The sequence below is a fragment of the Anaerobacillus sp. QJM3NY_17 genome (genome assembly GCF_056173665.1).
This window is the reverse complement of record NZ_CM149685.1, coordinates 4,219,193-4,237,598: the sequence shown is the minus strand read 5'-3', so window position 1 is coordinate 4,237,598 and position 18,406 is coordinate 4,219,193. Positions and strand designations below refer to the sequence as shown.

Annotated in this window: 19 protein-coding genes; 12 read left to right on the top strand and 7 right to left on the bottom strand. The window is 42.9% G+C overall.

Annotation, left to right across the window (positions count from 1 at the left end; all coding sequences use genetic code 11):
- Nucleotides 1-49 precede the first annotated feature (49 nt).
- The 3 genes from AC0VYV_RS21670 to AC0VYV_RS21660 all read right to left on the bottom strand — a co-directional run bounded on the left by AC0VYV_RS21670 (nt 50) and on the right by AC0VYV_RS21660 (nt 4,306).
- A complete protein-coding gene (locus AC0VYV_RS21670; protein ID WP_475374288.1) occupies nt 50-943 on the bottom strand; it encodes a DMT family transporter in 894 nt (297 codons plus the stop codon).
- Between the two features lie 24 nt (nt 944-967).
- Nucleotides 968-2,416, bottom strand: coding sequence for an amidase (locus AC0VYV_RS21665; RefSeq protein ID WP_475366210.1), 1,449 nt, complete (start codon nt 2,414-2,416; stop codon nt 968-970).
- A 144-nt stretch (nt 2,417-2,560) separates the two neighbouring features.
- Nucleotides 2,561-4,306: a B12-binding domain-containing radical SAM protein gene (locus tag AC0VYV_RS21660; RefSeq protein WP_475374287.1), complete on the bottom strand. Its 1,746-nt coding sequence runs from the start codon at nt 4,304-4,306 to the stop codon at nt 2,561-2,563.
- A gap of 157 nt (nt 4,307-4,463) precedes the next feature.
- Between AC0VYV_RS21660 and AC0VYV_RS21655 the strand changes: the two genes are divergently transcribed.
- The 3 genes from AC0VYV_RS21655 to AC0VYV_RS21645 all read left to right on the top strand — a co-directional run bounded on the left by AC0VYV_RS21655 (nt 4,464) and on the right by AC0VYV_RS21645 (nt 6,297).
- Nucleotides 4,464-5,510 carry a class I SAM-dependent methyltransferase gene (locus AC0VYV_RS21655; protein WP_475366208.1) on the top strand — a complete coding sequence of 349 codons (1,047 nt, stop codon included), beginning with the start codon at nt 4,464-4,466 and terminating at the stop codon, nt 5,508-5,510.
- Nucleotides 5,511-5,573: 63 nt separating this feature from the next.
- Nucleotides 5,574-6,047 carry a glutathione peroxidase gene (locus AC0VYV_RS21650; protein WP_371017887.1) on the top strand — a complete coding sequence of 158 codons (474 nt, stop codon included), beginning with the start codon at nt 5,574-5,576 and terminating at the stop codon, nt 6,045-6,047.
- A 55-nt stretch (nt 6,048-6,102) separates the two neighbouring features.
- Nucleotides 6,103-6,297, top strand: a complete 195-nt coding sequence (locus tag AC0VYV_RS21645) for a hypothetical protein (protein ID WP_194218264.1) — start codon at nt 6,103-6,105, stop codon at nt 6,295-6,297.
- A gap of 24 nt (nt 6,298-6,321) precedes the next feature.
- On the opposite strand, the gene AC0VYV_RS21640 is transcribed toward AC0VYV_RS21645, so the two are convergent.
- On the bottom strand, nt 6,322-6,948 hold the full coding sequence (locus AC0VYV_RS21640) for a DUF429 domain-containing protein (RefSeq protein ID WP_475366207.1): 627 nt from the start codon (nt 6,946-6,948) through the stop codon (nt 6,322-6,324).
- A 100-nt stretch (nt 6,949-7,048) separates the two neighbouring features.
- On the opposite strand from AC0VYV_RS21640, the gene AC0VYV_RS21635 reads away from it, so the two are divergent.
- From AC0VYV_RS21635 to fumC, 6 genes are all read left to right on the top strand, one after another.
- Nucleotides 7,049-8,110, top strand: a complete 1,062-nt coding sequence (locus AC0VYV_RS21635; protein ID WP_283153281.1) for an FUSC family protein — start codon at nt 7,049-7,051, stop codon at nt 8,108-8,110.
- A complete protein-coding gene (locus AC0VYV_RS21630) occupies nt 8,094-8,453 on the top strand; it encodes an SLAP domain-containing protein (RefSeq protein ID WP_475366206.1) in 360 nt (119 codons plus the stop codon). The genes AC0VYV_RS21635 and AC0VYV_RS21630 overlap by 17 nt, the downstream gene beginning before the upstream one ends.
- A 236-nt stretch (nt 8,454-8,689) precedes the next feature.
- Entirely contained in the window at nt 8,690-9,664 is a 975-nt protein-coding gene (locus AC0VYV_RS21625; RefSeq protein WP_226615837.1) for a TAXI family TRAP transporter solute-binding subunit, read from the top strand.
- 38 nt (nt 9,665-9,702) lie between these two features.
- Nucleotides 9,703-10,257 carry a DUF1850 domain-containing protein gene (locus AC0VYV_RS21620; RefSeq protein WP_475366205.1) on the top strand — a complete coding sequence of 185 codons (555 nt, stop codon included), beginning with the start codon at nt 9,703-9,705 and terminating at the stop codon, nt 10,255-10,257.
- A 40-nt stretch (nt 10,258-10,297) separates the two neighbouring features.
- Nucleotides 10,298-12,250: a TRAP transporter permease gene (locus AC0VYV_RS21615; RefSeq protein ID WP_475367538.1), complete on the top strand. Its 1,953-nt coding sequence runs from the start codon at nt 10,298-10,300 to the stop codon at nt 12,248-12,250.
- Nucleotides 12,251-12,442: 192 nt separating this feature from the next.
- Nucleotides 12,443-13,831 (top strand): class II fumarate hydratase, encoded by a 1,389-nt coding sequence (gene fumC, locus AC0VYV_RS21610; RefSeq protein WP_475368222.1) that lies wholly within the window; start codon nt 12,443-12,445, stop codon nt 13,829-13,831.
- A gap of 293 nt (nt 13,832-14,124) precedes the next feature.
- Here the strand turns inward: fumC and AC0VYV_RS21605 are convergent, their stop codons facing one another.
- The gene (locus AC0VYV_RS21605) at nt 14,125-14,316 is read right to left on the bottom strand and encodes a hypothetical protein (RefSeq protein ID WP_098445502.1); all 192 of its coding nucleotides are present in this window, start codon (nt 14,314-14,316) and stop codon (nt 14,125-14,127) included.
- A gap of 220 nt (nt 14,317-14,536) precedes the next feature.
- On the opposite strand from AC0VYV_RS21605, the gene AC0VYV_RS21600 reads away from it, so the two are divergent.
- Together AC0VYV_RS21600 and AC0VYV_RS21595 are read left to right on the top strand one after the other, a co-directional pair.
- Complete coding sequence (locus tag AC0VYV_RS21600) at nt 14,537-15,532, top strand: sigma-70 family RNA polymerase sigma factor (RefSeq protein ID WP_475374286.1); 996 nt, start codon at nt 14,537-14,539, stop codon at nt 15,530-15,532.
- On the top strand, nt 15,525-16,511 hold the full coding sequence (locus AC0VYV_RS21595; RefSeq protein ID WP_475374285.1) for a C45 family autoproteolytic acyltransferase/hydolase: 987 nt from the start codon (nt 15,525-15,527) through the stop codon (nt 16,509-16,511). Before AC0VYV_RS21600 ends, AC0VYV_RS21595 begins: the two co-directional genes overlap by 8 nt.
- 100 nt (nt 16,512-16,611) lie before the next feature.
- Here AC0VYV_RS21595 and AC0VYV_RS21590 read toward each other — a convergent pair whose 3' ends face one another.
- Complete coding sequence (locus AC0VYV_RS21590) at nt 16,612-16,959, bottom strand: YflT domain-containing protein (RefSeq protein ID WP_194218273.1); 348 nt, start codon at nt 16,957-16,959, stop codon at nt 16,612-16,614.
- 193 nt (nt 16,960-17,152) lie between these two features.
- Here AC0VYV_RS21590 and AC0VYV_RS21585 point away from each other — a divergent pair, with 193 nt between their 5' ends.
- On the top strand, nt 17,153-17,533 hold the full coding sequence (locus AC0VYV_RS21585; protein WP_475374284.1) for a DUF1499 domain-containing protein: 381 nt from the start codon (nt 17,153-17,155) through the stop codon (nt 17,531-17,533).
- Between the two features lie 37 nt (nt 17,534-17,570).
- Here AC0VYV_RS21585 and AC0VYV_RS21580 read toward each other — a convergent pair whose 3' ends face one another.
- Complete coding sequence (locus tag AC0VYV_RS21580) at nt 17,571-18,395, bottom strand: TerC family protein (RefSeq protein ID WP_475374283.1); 825 nt, start codon at nt 18,393-18,395, stop codon at nt 17,571-17,573.
- Between the last annotated feature and the right edge of the window lie 11 nt (nt 18,396-18,406).

Genomic DNA, 18,406 nt, shown 5'->3' with positions numbered 1-18,406 from the left:
TCGAATACTGTCGAAATAGCTTGGCGTCCCCCGTTCGGGGGACGCCAAGCTATTTTTTCAGTTTTCTTTTGGAGGTGTAGCTTCTTATGAAGAGATAAAGACCGGCAATGATTATTCCGCCACCAATCCATTGCATCGTATGCAATGTTTCGCCAAGGATAAAATAGGCGAGAATACTAGCTCCGATCGGTTCAAATAGGATGCTCATTGAAATGACATTCACGCTCACCCACTTCACAGCCCAATTTAATAGAGAATGACCGAGAAGCGTTGGGAATATCGCTAGCAAGATGAAATATCCCCAGTCTGTAGCTGGATAAGAAAAGAACGGGTAGCGTAATACAACGTTATAAATGATAAGCGTAAGAGCAGCGATGCCATACACGATAAAGGTGTATGGCATCAGATCCAGACGCTTTCGAATGTTCTGACCGAACAAGAGGTATCCAGTTACCATGGCACATGCCGTCAGGGCTAAAAGATCTCCCCACAGAGCCATTCCACTAATCTTGAAATCCCCCCAGCTGATCAGAATAGAGCCGGTCACAGCGGTCACCCCTCCAGCAATAGCTAGAAGGGTGAGTTTTTCTTTGAAGAAAAGATACGTACCGATAAAGGCAAACAGCGGCTGTAATGTGACAAGAACAACAGAGCTTGCAACGGACGTGTAGTTGAGCGACTCAAACCAGAGAATAAAGTGAAAGGCGAGACTAACGCCTGCAAGACTTCCGAATCCCCAATCAGAAGCTTTAATATGACGAAAGGCGTTTCGATAGCTTCGTAGGATAATCGGTAGCATAATAAGTATGGCAAAAACGAGACGGTACATCGCAATAATCGAAGCTTGAGCAGTTGCTAGCTTGACGATGACGGCGGAAGTGGAGATAAATAGGATCGCGATTATAATGGCGATGTATGGCTTCGTATGTTGGTTTTTAAACAATGGGATTCAATCCTCCATTACGACTTAAACGAGTTCTGCTTCAGCCTCGGCTTTTTGATCATGCTGCACACAGCGGTTATACCCGCCGATGCGCTGTTCAATTTGCTCCCCTAGCTGAAAAAGCGCTTCTTCATGACCAACGCGGCTTACTAGCTGTACACCGATTGGAAGGCCTTCTTTACTAGTTCCGATTGGAATTGTAAGAGAAGGGAGCCCCCACACATTCGCATACGCAATGTAAGGCATATAGTTCAAGAAGGTTTTACGAATGGAGAAAAGTTCTTGATACAATTCTCCGTGAAGCGGTGCCGGTGAATGATAGACTGGCATAATTAAGATTCGGTCGTCCAAATAATCTTCTAAAATCTCATCTCCACGCTTTAGCGAAGCATGGATTTGTTTAATTTGTTTTTGGTTAGGCTTGAAAAGCTTCGTTCCAATAAGCGCCCACGATAAGTAGGGATGTACATCTGAACTACGGAAAAGCTTTTCCTTCATGTATTCACCGATTGGACTTGCTTTATCGTTTTCTAACATAAGCTTAGCCATATCGGCTCCCCCGTCGATCGACATCATTTGTTGCCACATAAGAGCGGCTTCTTCAAAAAATGGGGGATTTGCCTGCTCTTCAGAAAGCTCGCCATCAAACGCATCCTTTATGGTTGTGATCAATTGAAACGTTTCACGATTAATCGGATAGCGATGGTGAGGAACTGGGTAGACGAGTTTAAAATCTGCAAGGTTACGTTCAGGTGGTTGTTCATGAGCGATAATCTGGTTAATTAATCTCGCATCTTGAACAGACTTGCTCATCGCACCAATTCCTAGCATGCGTTCTTGCTCTGGCTTGTCAACAAAAGGAAAATTTCCTTCTTGAGATACCTGACGATTGCCGGATTTAAAGCCAATAATGCCATTAAAATGTGAGGGGAATCGAATCGAGCCGCCGATGTCAGCACCGAGACCAACTGCGGCACCGCCTGCAGCGATCAAAGCACCTTCCCCACCGCTGGATCCACCTGCTGTTCTTGAGGTGTCCCACGGGTTATTCGTTCTGCCGTAATGCTTATTATCCGTTTCCTGACAAAAACAAAGGGAAGGTGTATTCGTTTTTCCGAGTATGATGGCACCTTCTTCGCGAAGGCGTCTGACAACCTCAGCATCTTTCTTCTCGCGAGATCCTGCACGATACCCGAGGCCACCTGTTGTCGTCATGTTCGCTACATGAAAGCACTCTTTTACACTAATTGGAACGCCAAACAGTCGCCCTTTAGCATCTCCTGTAGTGAGGGTATAATCTGCTTTTCTAGCTTCTTCTATAGCTTGATCAAAGCGATCTTCTACAAGGCAATTTAAGGCTGGGTTAATGGCATTCAGGTGTTCAATATACGTTCTAACGGCATGGTACGATGAAATTTCTCTGTTGGAAATCTTCTTCGATAGGGACAAGGCATCCATTTCTAATAGTTTCATGCTATCCCTCCATATTTTACCGGCCTACCCTCCGGCATCAGTACATTACTGTATTCGTCTTGAACGTACAAAATCCTTTAAATCGAGACGTCACTCAATAGAAAAGGCATTTCATCTATGTCGAAATGCCTTTTCCCTTCAGTCTTACAACGCAACGGAAGATTCTGAAGGAAGAACACCATAAAACACGTTACGCTCATTTGTTTTCGGATGATAGTAAACGAGTAAAATGGTTTTCTGTATTTGCCCGTCTTCTGAGCTCGGTAACAGATCGATTACTGTATGCTTATACAGTTCTCGTTCTGATAGGTTTAACACTTGATAGTCTTCTCCAAGCAAAGCTGGTTGTTCATTTACAAGCTTCAATAGGGCGTTTTCTTCTTCTTTCTCAAGGCGATCACGCCACCACACCGTACGAGGCTTCTTTTTGGACTTTGATAAGTAATCGATTTTCATAAGTGATGTGACGCGGTCATGATGAGCTGGAGCATGCTTCTCAATAAAGTCAGCCAGGCGTCGGAATAAATCTTCTAGCTGATGACCAATTCGTGACCAGCCTTTTCCTTCCCAATGGCTGCCGAAACCTTGGAAGAAATCAAATGGAGATTGGAAAACTTCCGTAACAAGATACTCAATTGTTGCGTCCATACGATGATCATTCCAGTATTTTTCTAGCACGTCTTCTACCTGCTTAATGCGAATAACGTCATCAAAGGAAAGAACGTTATTTCCAAGAATTTCATAAGGTGCATGATCCATGTAAAGATAGCCATGTTTCTCAGCGCTTAGACGGACACCTGTGCCGCGTAGCATTTTCAAAAAGCCAAGCTGCAGCTCTTCCGGACGGAAGGAGAAAACGTCGTTAAACGTTTTTCGGAAAGAAGCGTAGTCTTCTTCAGGAAGTCCAGCGATTAAATCAAGGTGCTGATCAATTTTGCCGCCGTCTTTCACCATTGTCACCGTTCGTGCCAACTTCTCGAAGTTTTGCTTTCGCATCACGAGTTCATTTGTTGCATCGTTGGTTGATTGAATACCGATCTCGAATCGGAAGAGTCCGGGCGGAGCTTCGCGATTGAGAAATTCTAGTACTTCAGGTCGCATAATATCAGCCGTGATCTCGAACTGAAACACACAGCCAGGGCGGTGTTCATCAATAAGGAATTGAAACATATCAATCGCGTAGTTTCGTCTAATGTTAAATGTTCGATCAACGAACTTAATCGTTTTTGCCCCATTATCCATTAAGAAACGCAGCTCTTCCTTCATTCGATCTACAGGAAAATACCTTACGCCAACTTCAATAGAGGATAAACAGAATTGACAGGAATAAGGACATCCCCGACTCGTTTCAACGTAAGTGACGCGGCGACCGAGATCAGCAAGGTCTTCTTCGAATCGAAAAGGCGATGGAATCTCACTTAAGCTTAGTTTTGGTGCTGGTGGATTAATATGATTACTTCCATCTTTTCTGTAAACAATCCCTTTTACGTTTTCAACTGATTCTCCTGTTTCAATTGATTGAAGCAGTTCTTTAAACGTCACTTCTCCTTCTCCCATAACAATATAATTAGCCTGAGGAATACGATCGAGCCACTCATACACATCATATGAGACTTCAGGACCGCCAAGTACGATCGTGAGCGATGGATTTACTTTCTTTAACATTTCAATGACAGGAATCGTCTCTTCAATGTTCCAGATATAGCAGCTAAATCCAATGACATCAGCTTTCATACTGTGGAGCTCACTTACAATATTCATAATCGGATCTTTAATCGTATATTCTGCCATTTGTACATCATAATCTGGGGCAGCAGAGGCTTTCAAATACCGTAATGCGAGACACGTATGGATGAACTTCGCATTTAACGTACTTACTACAATCTTCATTCTTTTCCAACTCCTGATCGTTAATTTCTCTATTATATCACCTTCATCACAAATAATTTAGATAGGTTATCGTGATCATTTGTCGGCATATTCGTAAAATGTTTGTAATGAAAGCGTTTCCGTGAGAAAATAAGTGAAAAAATAAGGAGTGAGCTAATTGGAACTTGCTTCATTAACGCCTGAACACCCTTTTTCGGAACAAGACTTTGAATACACAGCATTACTGCCGAGTTATCGTGTCGATTTAAGGAATCCGAGGAATGAACAGCTCGATCGCTTTGTGAATGCAAATATGGTAAGCGACTGGTCGCAAATGTCTTGGAAACAGGTAGGAAGGCCGTTTGAAGTGAAGAAGCTCGCGAAAGAGCGTCTAGATTGGGAGTCTGAACATAAGCAGGATATGCCTGTGAAAACCTCGTGGGAGTTTTTTAATCGCTCATTTCACAATCTATTTATGCAAGATGTACCTGCCGAACAGCAGCGCTTGAAGTCTTCTCTAAAAGATAGCTTCAAAGGCTTTCATCTTCGTGATGTCAAGAATGGCCTGGGGGAGATGGTACGCTTATCTCTCTGGAATTATGTGCACCGCATCGAGGATGGGATTTGGGATCCGCGTGGAAAGCGAGCGCTTTTTGAAGGACTTGATGTAAAAAATCCTCGTATTCTCTTTCTTGGTGCTGCCGAAGGGTATGAAGCGATGCAGCTTCATGCGATGTATCCGGGTGGAGAAGTTGTCATGGTAGATTACGATGCCTTCTGTAAAACAGATCGTTTTGCTCATTTTCCGAATACGTATCCCTTTCTTGGAACAAATCCACAAACGGGCGGACCAAAAGTTTGGTACAAAGATCAAATGAACATTAGCTATCTTGTAAAAGACATTCGTGATCTCGATTTTCATAAAGAGTTTGATATTGTTCTAAGTGTAGGCTTGCTTGAACATGTGCCGGATGAACATAAACCAGCCATTTTAGAATGGCATCGCAAATTTGTAAAAGATGATGGATACGTCATTATGACAACACCTCGAAATCAGATGAAATCACGTCTTTATTATCATGTGATGGCTGATATGATGAATCATACGTATCGTGAGCTAATGGATATCCGTCAAATGGGACTCTATGCGTATGAAAACGGCATGGATATTGTAAGGCACGGCTATATTAAAGTGCATAACGGCATTATTGCAAGAGCGCGCTGATTACTAGCGATTCTTGCTTAACTATGATAAAAGTGAGGTGAGACAACGAATAGGAGGGATAAAATGAGTGTGCATTCATTCACTGCAGAAACGCTTCAAGGGAAAGACATGCCGCTATCAGAATATAGCGGAAAGGTTCTTTTAATCGTCAACACGGCTAGTAAATGCGGGTTAACACCACAGTATGAAGGACTTCAGGAGCTGTATACGTCGCTTGAGGACAAGCCGTTTGAAATTCTAGGCTTTCCTTGTAACCAATTTGGAGAGCAAGAGCCTGGATCGAAGGATGATATTGAGGAATTTTGCTCCATTAATTATGGCGTGAGTTTCCCAATGTTTGCGAAAATCGATGTAAACGGTAGCGATGCTCATCCTCTTTATCGCTATTTAACGCACGAAGCGCCAGATGTTGAACACGGCGACATTCCCTGGAATTTTACGAAGTTCCTCGTAAATCAAGATGGTCATGTCGTGAAACGCTATGAGCCAAAGACAGAACCAGCCGCTATTAAGAAAGATATTGAGGAAATGCTCTAAAAAGGTTCGGAATTTGTCGAAACGGGGTATATCATTTCTGAGGTGATAAATCAAAATGAAATGGTGGATTCCGTTTTGCTATATGATTGGCACGTTTTCAGGAGCGATGCTCAGTGGATGGAGCATGGACCGTGAATGGGATGTGTTTCCTTCATTTGCGATGGCAATTACAGCATTTTTCTTAAGCACTTTATATATTGTCGTTCGCGACGTCGTTCCAAAAGTCTTTGATGAGACCCTACGCAATTAGTGCGCAGGGTTTTTTAATTACCTATTAACAGCTCATGTCGAATGGATGGAAAGGTGGTTTGGCTTCGTATAGAAATTCCGATCGACCATGCTCCCATCTCCACGTAGCATAAGCAGCAAGACACGCATCAAAAGAATGCGTTGATTCGAGTGCTTTTTCTGGAATTCCTGTTACCCCCTCTTGCTCGAGAAAGTACTTTAGCTGATAGCGATGTTCCATTTCTGATTTATAAGCGAGAATAGATTCGATATTGGCTGCTCGCAAACCGATCGCGGCTCCAGGATGCACTTCCACAATAGTAGCATGTGGTGAAAGCGTCCTCGAGAGTGAGATTCCTCTAAGCGTTAAATAAACCATTCGCGTCATCGTTGGCGTCATAATCGATCCGCTTCGCATCCCGATTTTAACGATCGCTTTTCTGAGTGCTCTGTCTGCAGGTCGATCGCCACCACCTGGTTGGTAAGAAAGCGGGGCGTCGATTCCAATGATTGTGTTATGTGTAAGCTTTCCTTGCTGATAAATGTCCTCATCTGTTGCCCCTTCGATGAGCTGATGAAAGGAAAACGCGGAATCATCTCCATGGAAGATCGCTATAGAGGTATCCTTTGTATTGGATGGTCCTGATAAATCAATTCCGATAAAGCGTTTCATAACATCTCTCCTTTCGCTTAATTAAACAATAAGTGGAAAATGGGTTCATGTAAACGAGTAGTGTACGTTATAATGGAGGAATAGAAACGGACTGATTCGTATGATAGATATCAAGCACAAAGTATTTAAATTTGTTGGTGGACGAATTCTTAAGACGGGACTAGCTGCATTTCTGACGGCGTGGATTTGTGATGCGCTCGGCCTTCCTGTTCTCTTTGCTGTGATCACGGCAATTGTAACAGTCGAACCAACCGCATCGGATTCCATTAAAAAGGGTATCGTGCGTTTTCCAGCCGCTGCAATCGGGGCTGGATTTGCAATGCTATTTGAATCTATGCTCCATCAATCACCCTTCACTTATGCGCTAGCCGCAACCTTCACACTTATTGCCTGTCATAAGCTTGGACTTGATGACGGTATGCTTGTTGCAACGCTAACAGCAGTTGCGATGATTCCCGATACATCAGGAGAGTATATGATATCTTTTGTAGGAAGGTTGAGTACGACGCTCATTGGGATTGTTGTTTCAACAGCAGTAAACTACTTTGTTATGCCACCGAAATTCCATACTATGATCAATCAAGGTGTAAAGCGACTGTACCGCAACGCTGGTGATTTACTAGATCAAATTATCGCAGATCTTCCGCATGCCAAAAGACAAACACTCGTATATCAGCGCTTAAGTCGTGACCTTGAACGAACATACAAATTAATTGCCTATCAGCGGGAAGAGTGGAAATACCGCAGGCATAGCATTCATGAAGTTCGCACCTTTTCTGTTGTTCTTAAAAAACTGGAATACTTGCAGAAGATCCTTTACCATCTTGGAAATATGCTATTTACCGATACGAAAAATGGCATCGATCCCGAAGATCATCGCATCATTATTGAAGCCGGTCGTTCGATCTCCAAAGCTTTTCATAACCCTTCTACGCAGCTGACACAGGAGCATATCGATAGCATTGAAAAGCTCGATCAGCTATTTCATGATCTTGATGATTCAAGAGATGAAGCGACAGACCCCCGCCATCATTTTACAGGAAAAATGATTGTGATATTTGAGTTGCTTTCCTTGAATGATGTGATTGATGATTTGTCGATTCTAGAAGAAAAAGAGAGTAGGTACATGAACAGAGGTGAAAAACGTGACGCTGATCTTTGAAGAAAAGTGGGACCGTACGATAGCTGACAAAGATCGTAAACGAATCCAGGAAATTTATGAAGAGAACCCGATCCAAGAAGGAAAGCTTCAGTTTGTTCCAATTCGAGTGGCTTTTAATCATCGAAATGAACTGCTGGCTTCTGTTTGTATTCTAAATGGTATGGGTGATTGGAAATTAGATGATCGCCTGCTCTCTTATTTTGAAAATAACCGCTTAGTGGCAACAGAACGGTTTACCCATAAGTTAACCGTTCCATCTCATTCAGCTGTACCATGGACGTTTATTTTTCCGCCAGAGACGATGATTCGACAAGCTTCTCTCAAGAACTGGAGTATTTCCTGATTATTTTACAAACGAAAACAAATTTTAGGCCACATTTTACTATATTTCGTTTTCATTCGACGTTATTGATTTGAATCGGTAAAGTCGAATGCAAACGAAACGAGTAGAAATGTGGCTTTTTTTGTTTTATAACAGTTTTCCTTTTTAGAGGGTGTTCTAATAACCTGTACCAATTAAAGGAACAATATGATATAGTAAATTTGAAATTTTCTAACTATTAAAGGGGGAGAAGTTGCATGGGAAAGAAAAGAAGACTTAGTTTATTCGTTATTGTACTATCTATAGCGATGGTGCTTGGAGCTTGTGGAGGTTCTGATTCAGACGGAGAAGCAAACGGATCTCCTTCAGAGCTTAGTTTATTAACGGGAGGAACGGGAGGAACGTATTTCCCACTTGGCGGTGAACTAGCAAATATAATTCAAGATGGAACTGATATTGAAAGCGCCAATGCTCAGTCATCAGGTGCTTCTGTTGAAAATATGCAAATTCTCCAAGATGGAGATGCGGATATTGCATTTACTCAAACAGATATCGCGGCATATGCAACAAATGGTGAGTTAATGTTTGAAGATGGAAAAGTGGACAACATCCAGGCGATTGGAACACTATATCCTGAAACGATTCAAATCGTAACCCTTCAGGAGAGCGGAATTGCTTCTGTGGATGAATTGAAAGGAAAGAAAGTTTCCGTTGGAGCACCAGGTAGTGGAACATATGCGAATGCGGAGCAAGTGCTAGCTGCTCATGATATTACGATGGAAGACATCGATGCTCAGCATCTTGCATTTGATGAGTCTACTGAAGGCATCCAGGATGGCACAATCGACGCTGCTTTTATTACTTCTGGTACACCGACTGGTGCAGTAGAAGGTTTGTCTGCAGTGAAGCCAGTGAACATTCTTCCAATCGAGCAGGATAAAATTGATAAGCTGATTGAAGAGCACCCGTATTATGCAGAAGATACAGTCAAAAGTGGAACGTACGGTCTTGAAAGTGATGTGAAAACTGTCGCAGTTCTTGCGATGCTTGTAGCTCGTTCAGACCTTGATGAAGATTATGTGTATCAAGTAACGAAAGCGATCTTTGATAACTCTGATAAAATTACTCACGCTAAAGGTGAGTTTATTACAGCTGATACAGCGCTAGAGGGTGTTGGCATTGACCTTCATCCTGGTGCTAAGAAATACTTTGATGAAAAAGGTGTCGAGTAAAGTAGCGAATCTACAAAAAAAGGATGTGATGGACGCAGGTGAAAAGCCTGCGTCTTCTTACTATGAAACCTTCCGATTCAACGAAACAATTCATGTACCAAACGACAATTGCAGTTGCCCTTATTTTAGTCGTATTTCTTTACCCATTTTTTCCTGTGATGGCGCTCGAAAAAGGAGAGTCAGGCAAAGTTCTGGCATATGTTCCTTTTGAGGATGATGCGGCTAACTTCGACATTCGCTATACGCATTCTGTGCACAAAACACCTGTTCAGGAGTCTTATTATGTATCTGAATCTGGTGAGATTGTGCAATACGAACTCTCATACGAGAATTTTGCCATCGGAATGCCTTCAAATGCGGATGCAGGGGAACGATTTGTCCAGGATAAGGATGGATACAAGATTAAAGATATGAACAGGAAATTTCCGTTTATTGATATGAGAACGGGTCAGGTCGTCGCAAATCACGTCCTTCTTGTCCAAGATAAAGAGATTGAATTAAGTCGGATCATTGAGCCTGGTTCATGGCTTCACCTTGAATCAGATACAATCAGTTTATGGCAGTGGATGAAAGGAGTGAACGTGCTTGAGTGAGAAAGATCAGCCTCCGAAAACGAAGCAAGACAAAGAGCAGATGACAGATGAACAAACGCAGGAATTAATGGCGAAATTCGATCCCGAAGCAGGTCATCGTAGGCTGACAGGTATAATCGGATGGATCTCACTTGTTGGTCTCGTAGGCTTCTCCGTTTTCCAATTATACACAGCTATTTTCGGCGTTTTTACAGCACAGCTTCAGCGATCCATTCATTTAGCGTTCGCGCTCGGATTAATTTTTCTATTATTTCCTGCTTCCAAAAAGAAGCTGCGTAATAAGACAAAAGGGAAGTTTCAAGTTGCCTGGTATGATGGTTTACTAGCCATTATTGGTGTTTACGTTGGGATGTATTGGCCTTTAAATTTCGATGAACTTGTGTATCGGATTGGACGCCTTACAACGCTTGATTTAATTGTAGGGCTTTTAGCTATCCTGCTTGTTCTTGAAGCAACGCGACGAGTGGTAGGGCTTCCGATTACCGTGATTACGTCTATTTTCTTGCTTTACTCTTATTTCGGACCTTATATGCCGGGGTTTTTGCAGCATCGTGGATTAAGTATTGATCGCATTATTCGCTCGATGTACTACACGACAGAAGGAATTCTTGGAACGCCGCTTGGGGTCTCTTCCACATTTATTTTCCTTTTCCTCCTCTTCGGAGCTTTTCTCGTCAAAACAGGGGTTGGTCAGTACTTCAATGATCTTGCTCTCGTTATCGCAGGAAAACGGGTTGGAGGACCGGCAAAGGTAGCCATTTTCTCAAGTGCGCTTCAAGGAACCATTAGCGGAAGCTCAGTTGCGAATGTTGTGACCTCAGGTTCATTTACGATTCCAATGATGAAGCGACTTGGGTATCGGAAGGAATTTGCTGGTGGAGTAGAGGCAGCAGCATCTACAGGTGGTCAGCTTATGCCGCCAATTATGGGCGCAGCGGCGTTCCTAATGGTCGAATTTATTGGTGGTGGCATCACCTACTGGGAAATTGCCAAAGCGGCTGCGATTCCTGCACTCCTATATTTTACGGGTATTTGGATCATGACTCACTTTGAAGCAAAGCGCATTGGATTAAGAGGTTTGACGGAAGATGAAATGCCAAACCGAAAAGCTGTACTTGCGCGGATCTATCTTCTTTTTCCAATCGTCGCTGTTATCTTCTTCTTAATGTCAGGCACGTCCGTTACGCGTGCAGCTCTTTATGCGATTTTGTCAGCGATTATCGTTGGAGCAATTAATAAGGAAACTCGTATGGGAATCGGTGATTTCATTGATGCCCTTGCGAATGGGGCAAGAACCGCACTTGGAGTGGCGGCTGCAACCGCTGCAGCGGGGATGATCGTAGGTGTAGTAACTCTAACAGGACTTGGGTTAAAGCTTGCGAATAGTCTTGTTTCGCTTTCTGGTGAAAATTTGTTGCTCACCCTTTTCTTTACGATGATTGCCTCCCTTATTCTTGGGATGGGGTCTCCAACGACCGCAAACTACGTTATCACGTCAACAATTGCAGCTCCGGCTTTGATTGTATTATCTGTCCCCGAGCTATCGGCGCATATGTTTGTGTTCTATTTCGGTATTGTCGCAGATATTACACCGCCGGTTGCGCTCGCTGCATTTGCGGCAGCAGGTGTATCGGGAGGTGAGCCGCTTCGGACAGGGGTTCAATCAGCTAAGCTCGCGATTGCGGCATTTATCATTCCATACATTTTTGTGCTCTCACCCGAGCTCATGATGATTGATACAACGTGGCAAAGTCTTCTTTGGGTACTTTTCACGTCATTAACGGGAATGATTAGCATCGGCGCAGGAATGATTGGTTATTGGTACCGTCGAACTGTTTTAGTTGAACGGATCGCTGCAGTAGCGGCAGGCGTAATGCTTATTTATCCAGAAGGTTCTACAGATCTCATTGGACTCGGGCTATTTATCACTCTGTTAGCTCTTCAGTTTTTGATTAAGCAGGACGGTGGAAAGAAAGAAGTTGCGAATGCATAAATCGAAAAGTCGCTCCTACTAAGAGGGCGACTTTTTCTATGTAAAAACGCTAAGATCTGCTGATTCCCGGTAGAAGAAGAGTGTGATATGATGAAAGCGTCGTCATAAATAGAAATTCGTTTGAAGAGAAAGGAGTTCCCTTCTTTTTATCGAAGTGGAACCTGTTAGCTTATACTCTGAAGGAGGATCACAATGGATTATCGAATTGAACGAGACACAATTGGAGAAATCAAAGTACCAGCAGATAAAATGTGGGGTGCTCAAACTCAACGAAGCAAGCAGAACTTTAAGATCGGTAACGAACAAATGCCGCTTGAGGTTGTGAAGGCATTTGCGATTTTGAAGAAGAGCGCAGCACTTGCAAACCAGCGTCTTGGCAAGCTTGAAGATGAGAAAGCTGAAGCCATTGTGAAAGCAGCGGACGAAGTGATCAACGGCGATCATAATGAACATTTCCCACTTGTTGTGTGGCAGACTGGAAGCGGCACGCAGTCCAACATGAATATGAATGAAGTACTTGCATACCGTGCAAATGAACTTTTACAAGAACAAGGAAGCGAAGCACGTGTTCATCCAAATGATGACGTGAATAAGTCCCAATCTTCCAACGATACATTTCCAACAGCACTGCACGTTGCGGCAGTTCTTTCTGTTGAGGATCATCTTTATCCAACCCTTATTGAATTAAAAGAAACGCTTTATCAAAAAATGAAGGATAATGAACATATTATTAAAATCGGACGTACTCATCTTCAAGATGCTACGCCACTAACGCTTGGACAGGAAATTAGCGGCTGGCATCGCATGCTTGTAAAATGTGAAAACATGCTGCTTGAGAGCGTTAAGTATATGAAAGAGCTTGCGATCGGCGGTACGGCGGTTGGAACAGGATTGAACGCACATCCGAAGTTCGGTGATATGGTGGCCGAGGAAATTAGCAAAATGACGGACAAGACGTTCGCATCTGCTGAGAATAAATTCCATGCGCTTACAAGTCATGATGAAGTAGTGCATGTCCATGGCACGTTGAAAGCTCTAGCGGCTGATCTTATGAAAATCGCAAACGATGTGCGCTGGCTTGCAAGTGGACCGCGCTGTGGTATTGGAGAAATTACAATTCCAGCTAACGAGCCAGGAAGCTCGATCATGCCAGGCAAAGTGAACCCAACACAAAGTGAGGCGCTCACAATGGTAGCGTCCCAAGTGATGGGGAATGACGCGACAATTGGTTTTGCAGCAAGTCAGGGGAACTTTGAGCTGAATGTCTTCAAGCCAGTCATTATTTATAACTTCCTACAGTCTTCTCGCCTCCTTGCGGACGGCATGAAGTCGTTTAATGATAACTGTGCAGTTGGCATTGAGCCAAATGAAGAAGTGATCCAAGATTACTTGAAGAATTCACTTATGCTTGTGACTGCTTTGAACCCACATATCGGTTATGAGAACGCAGCGAAAATTGCGAAGAAAGCCCATGAAAATGGAACAACGCTACGTGAATCTGCCCTTGAGAGCGGTTTGCTCACAGCGGAGCAGTTCGATGATATCGTACGTCCTGAAGATATGATTGCACCAAAAGAATAATAGGAAAAAGCGGGATCTCTTTGATCCCGCTTTTTTGTACGGCGAAAGCAGCCCAAAACCTCCGGCTGTTTCACCCTTTAGATTGAGACAAAAAGCGTCTCATTCTAAAGGCTTCCAACATCCTACGGTTTTAAGCGGGCTGCTTTCGCTTTTCATGTCTAGCTACAGTGGCCCAAAACCTCCGGCTGTTTCACCTTTTAGATTGAGACAAAAAGCGTCTCATTCTAAAAGCCTCCAACATCCTACGGTTTTAAGCGGGCCACTTTCGCTTTTCTTTCAGGAGTGGAAAGCGTTTACACTTTCCGAGGTAAAATGGCCATGATGCCTTTGTAGATCAAGACAAGTGCAAATAGCAGCGCTGCTAGAAAGCCAACAACTTCGAAGACCGGATTAAGACTCTCGAGGAATGAATCTGCCTCAGACAAACGAAGTAATGCAAACCCAGCAATCATAGCGGCTACGAAAAGCAATGTTCGATCCAACATATCAGCACTCCCTTTGAAAGAAATATTTTTAGTGCCCTACAAATATATGCAGTGTGAGACGAGCGAAGAACTATTTTATTTTGGGGTCTGCCCCCTCTCTGTCCCCCTTTACGTACATTTATTCTCTTCCAACAGACAAGGAGTAAAATTCTTTTCATTTTGTTGACGGAATGAAAGAGTGCGAGACGTCTATATAAGTGAAAGCAGCGAGGTGAGAGTAGTGAAGCAAAAGCTTGTAGAATGGCAGACGGAAGAAGGATTTCGTGATGTGGTAAGCAACTATGCGAATGGACTTTATGCGGTCGCTTATAGTGTTCTTGGGGACTATCATCTTGCACAGGATGTTGCGCAGGAAGCGTTTATTAAGGCCTATTTGAAGCGAAACACGTTGGAAAGTCCTGAGAAGGTGGGGAGCTGGCTAACAAGTATCGCTCGAAATTTGAGTCTGGATATGAAGAGGAAACGAAAACGAATGGTTCAACTACTGGAGCATTCATTTCATGAGAAGACACTTGCAAATATGCTTGAAAAGAAAGAGACAGAGACAAGCGATTTGGTTTGGCATGCGCTGAATGAATTAAATGAAGATATTCGCACCCCTGTCCTTCTTTACTATATGGGTGGCTATTCGATGGGGGAAATTGCTTCGATGTTAGAACGCTCCATCTCTGCAATTGAAAGTTGTATTCGAAGAGCTAGATCAAAAATGAAAAAGGAGCTGTTTGAAATGGTTGAAAAGAATATGAGCGAGCAAAACGTTGGGGAAGAATTTGAGCGAAAAGTGTTTAAGGAAATACGTCTCCGTAAGGCGCTTTTCGATCAAGTTGAATTAACGAACGCAAACTTCATGAATTCGAACTTAGCACAATCAATCTTTTCTGACGCTTATATGGTAGAAGCGACCTTTACAAATATGAATATGAGCGGTATTTCTTTCCGAGATATTGACCTTAGCGATCTTAAAATCGAAGATGCACAAATGGGAGGGGCTGTTTTTCGTAATATCGGATTACCCCCTGAAGATCACTTTGCGGCAGGAAGAAGAGAGGAGCACATGCCAATTCTTTTCGAAAACTGTGATCTGCATGGGAGTACGATAACAGATTGTAACTTAAAAAATGTGAAGATCGAGAAATCTGAGGTAGAAGGTATGACAATTGATGGGATTTCGGTGGAAGAGCTGTTGAAGGTTTATGAGGAGAAGAAGAGTGAGTGAGCTTAGTGTGTCGATTGAGCAATATCGCGGACCCTCAGTTGAGATCGGATATAGGCTTGGATCACATGAACAAATGGAAGTAGTACAGGAGCGGTGTGAGAATTTTGTTCAACCGACAAATTTAGAAGAAACCCAACAGGTTTATCAACGCTTCGCTCCGCAGCTGCTAGATGAGATAATGGGGATAAGTGAAGCATTAATGATCTCTCCTCATAAGGCGCTCTCTCTTTTTAGTGGATATGATCTTCCTATACTAGAAGGGTTGGGCTGTACGGCTGTGATGACGAATCACGGTTATGTAAGAAATTATGATTTTGGTCCCGCTTTTTATGATGGAAGGTTGATTTTAAGACAGCCAGAAGAGAGCTATGCTACATGTGGTCACAGCTTATTCGGCATTGGTCTGCATGATGGGATGAATGAACATGGGCTTACGGCTGGGCTCCATTTTGTATCTACTCGTTTTCATCAAAAAGGACTAATGGCGGGGATCGTTGTAAGAATGGTGTTGGATACCTGTCGAACGATTGAAGATGCCATTTCGTTATTAAAAGTTTTGCCTCATGCGGACGAGTATAATTATTCTCTAACAGATGCATCTGGTAAATCAGCCATTGTCGAAATTGGGCCGTTTGGTAGCGAGGTAAGATGTGGAGAAACGCTTTATTGCACAAATCATTTTCAAGTGTCTAACAAACCACAGACCACTGAAAATTCCCTTCAACGGTTAGCGTATTTAGAAAAACATCCTAACGTAGAGGTTAGTGAATGGTTTGATGAATTTAGAAATCCAGCATCTCCATTATTTTTTAGAGAATATGAAAATCTATTTGGTACGCTTCACACCGTAATGATGAATCCGAAGGAATGCTTATTCAAAACGGTGATAGCGGGAAGTGATGAAGTAATGACGATTCACTTTAAGGATTGGGTTAATGGAAGTGCAGTAAGCAAACGTGAGCTAATTGCAGACCTTTAAGCAGCGGGGGTCAGACCCGAGCGACCCGCTGCTTTACTGCGTAAAAGAGCCGTTGATCTCAACTGAGATCAACGGCTCTTTCTATATCAATCATTACTTCTTACTTCCACTCTTTCACTTTATCAGTGTCTGTTACAAATAAGAAAATCTTACCTTTGTCCATTTCTTCTTCATAGCGTTCAGATTCATCTTTGGAAAAGCCGATTTCCTGCATTTTGGTGCGCAGTTCGTCGCCTTTTTTACTAAAGACATTTTTCAAGCTGCTGAGACCCATTTCCTTTTTGCCGATTGTGTTCGCATCAACGCTATCTGCCACGCGCTCTGTGCGGTCATCGTCATGGGAAAGCACGTAAATATCATCGTTAGCTACACCGATATTTTCTAGCTCTTCAATGTCGCTTTTTAATTTCTCATCATTCTGGTATTCGCGTACTACTGGTCTACTCACAATATTGCCTCCTTCAAAGATTGTTCTGCTTTTTTGATCTCACATGTACTATACACGCTCAGAAAAAGTTCTAAACGGGAAATTTGCACATCAATGTGCTGCGTGATTGTAGCAATGTAAGGCATAATAAGTTCAAAAGGTATTGTGATAGGGTATAGAAAGAATAGAACAATCCAATCAGGAGGCGATCGAAATGAGTTCAGAACAATTAGGCGTAAAAGAAGGGAAGCTTGCTCCGTGTCCAGATAAACCAAATTGTGTGTCAAGCCAAAGCACGGATGAGAAGCATGGGATGAAGCCGATGCCATACAATGGGACGGCAGAGGAAGCAATTGCAAAATTAAAAACAATCCTAACCAATCGAAAGCGAACAGAAATTGTAGAAGAGGGGACAGACTACATAAGAGCGGAGGAGAAATCAAAGCTGTTTAAATTTGTCGATGATATTGAGTTTTACATTGATACAGCAAATGAGAGCATTCACTTTCGTTCTGCTTCACGGACTGGATATTCAGATATGGGAGTTAATAAGAAGCGAATGAATGAAATTAAAGAAGAATTTCAGAAAGCATAAAACAACAGGTGCCTATGCGGCACCTGTTGTTGATTTATCAGAAGTCATTCGCTTCCTCATTTTCTTCTACTAGTGTATCTTCATTCTCATCTTCTCGGTCATCTTCTTCTCGTTCGGAAGAAAGGAACCAGCCTCCTAGTGCAATCGCAACAAGAACGCCCCAGAATGTGATTTTCCATGCTGGTTCTTTTGGGAAATCCTCAGCAAGAATGCCGAGGTTTGGATGAGCGAGCGTATAAATCGCAAGCTTTACCCCTACCCATCCAACAATCACGAAAGCAGCGGTTTCTAAACCTGGCTTACGGTGCAAAAGCTTCACAAAGTAATTAGCAGCGAAACGCATAATGATTAGCCCGACAATTCCACCGGTTAGAATAACGAGAAATTGTCCACCATCCATACCTCCAATTTTTGGTAGCGTTGTATGAGGTAGCGTTAGAGCTAACGCTACAGCAGCTAGAATGGAGTCCACGGCAAATGCGATATCAGCAAGCTCCACTTTTAAAACCGTCGTCCAAAAACCAGGTCCCTCCTCGGACTTTTGATTTTCCTTGTTCTTCTCTTTTCGATCGCTGAGTAAAAATTTTTTCACGATGTGATTTAAACTGAGAAACAAAAGATAAATCGCTCCAATGGCTTGAACTTGCCAAATATCAACGAGAAAGGAAATGATGAAGAGAGAACCGAAGCGGAAAACAAATGCTCCTCCAAGGCCATAAAACAATGCTTTTTTACGTTTTTGTGGGTCAAGATGCTTCACCATTATGGCCATGACAAGGGCGTTATCTGCTGCCAGCACACCTTCAAGACCGATCAGAACAATGAGCACCCACCCGTATTCCAGTAAAAGACCAACATCCATGGTTATCTCTC

Bases quoted from the DNA above. Each gene is read 5' to 3' on its own strand.
- AC0VYV_RS21640 (WP_475366207.1), bottom strand. From the start codon at position 6,948: ATGAAACGCTTTATCGGAATTGATTTATCAGGACCATCCAATACAAAG.
- fumC (WP_475368222.1), top strand. From the start codon at position 12,443: ATGGATTATCGAATTGAACGAGACACAATTGGAGAAATCAAAGTACCA.
- AC0VYV_RS21625 (WP_226615837.1), top strand. From the start codon at position 8,690: ATGGGAAAGAAAAGAAGACTTAGTTTATTCGTTATTGTACTATCTATA.
- AC0VYV_RS21635 (WP_283153281.1), top strand. From the start codon at position 7,049: ATGATAGATATCAAGCACAAAGTATTTAAATTTGTTGGTGGACGAATT.
- AC0VYV_RS21665 (WP_475366210.1), bottom strand. From the start codon at position 2,416: ATGAAACTATTAGAAATGGATGCCTTGTCCCTATCGAAGAAGATTTCC.
- AC0VYV_RS21650 (WP_371017887.1), top strand. From the start codon at position 5,574: ATGAGTGTGCATTCATTCACTGCAGAAACGCTTCAAGGGAAAGACATG.
- AC0VYV_RS21580 (WP_475374283.1), bottom strand. From the start codon at position 18,395: ATGGATGTTGGTCTTTTACTGGAATACGGGTGGGTGCTCATTGTTCTG.
- AC0VYV_RS21645 (WP_194218264.1), top strand. From the start codon at position 6,103: ATGAAATGGTGGATTCCGTTTTGCTATATGATTGGCACGTTTTCAGGA.
- AC0VYV_RS21660 (WP_475374287.1), bottom strand. From the start codon at position 4,306: ATGAAGATTGTAGTAAGTACGTTAAATGCGAAGTTCATCCATACGTGT.
- AC0VYV_RS21615 (WP_475367538.1), top strand. From the start codon at position 10,298: ATGACAGATGAACAAACGCAGGAATTAATGGCGAAATTCGATCCCGAA.
- AC0VYV_RS21605 (WP_098445502.1), bottom strand. From the start codon at position 14,316: ATGTTGGATCGAACATTGCTTTTCGTAGCCGCTATGATTGCTGGGTTT.
- AC0VYV_RS21585 (WP_475374284.1), top strand. From the start codon at position 17,153: ATGAGTTCAGAACAATTAGGCGTAAAAGAAGGGAAGCTTGCTCCGTGT.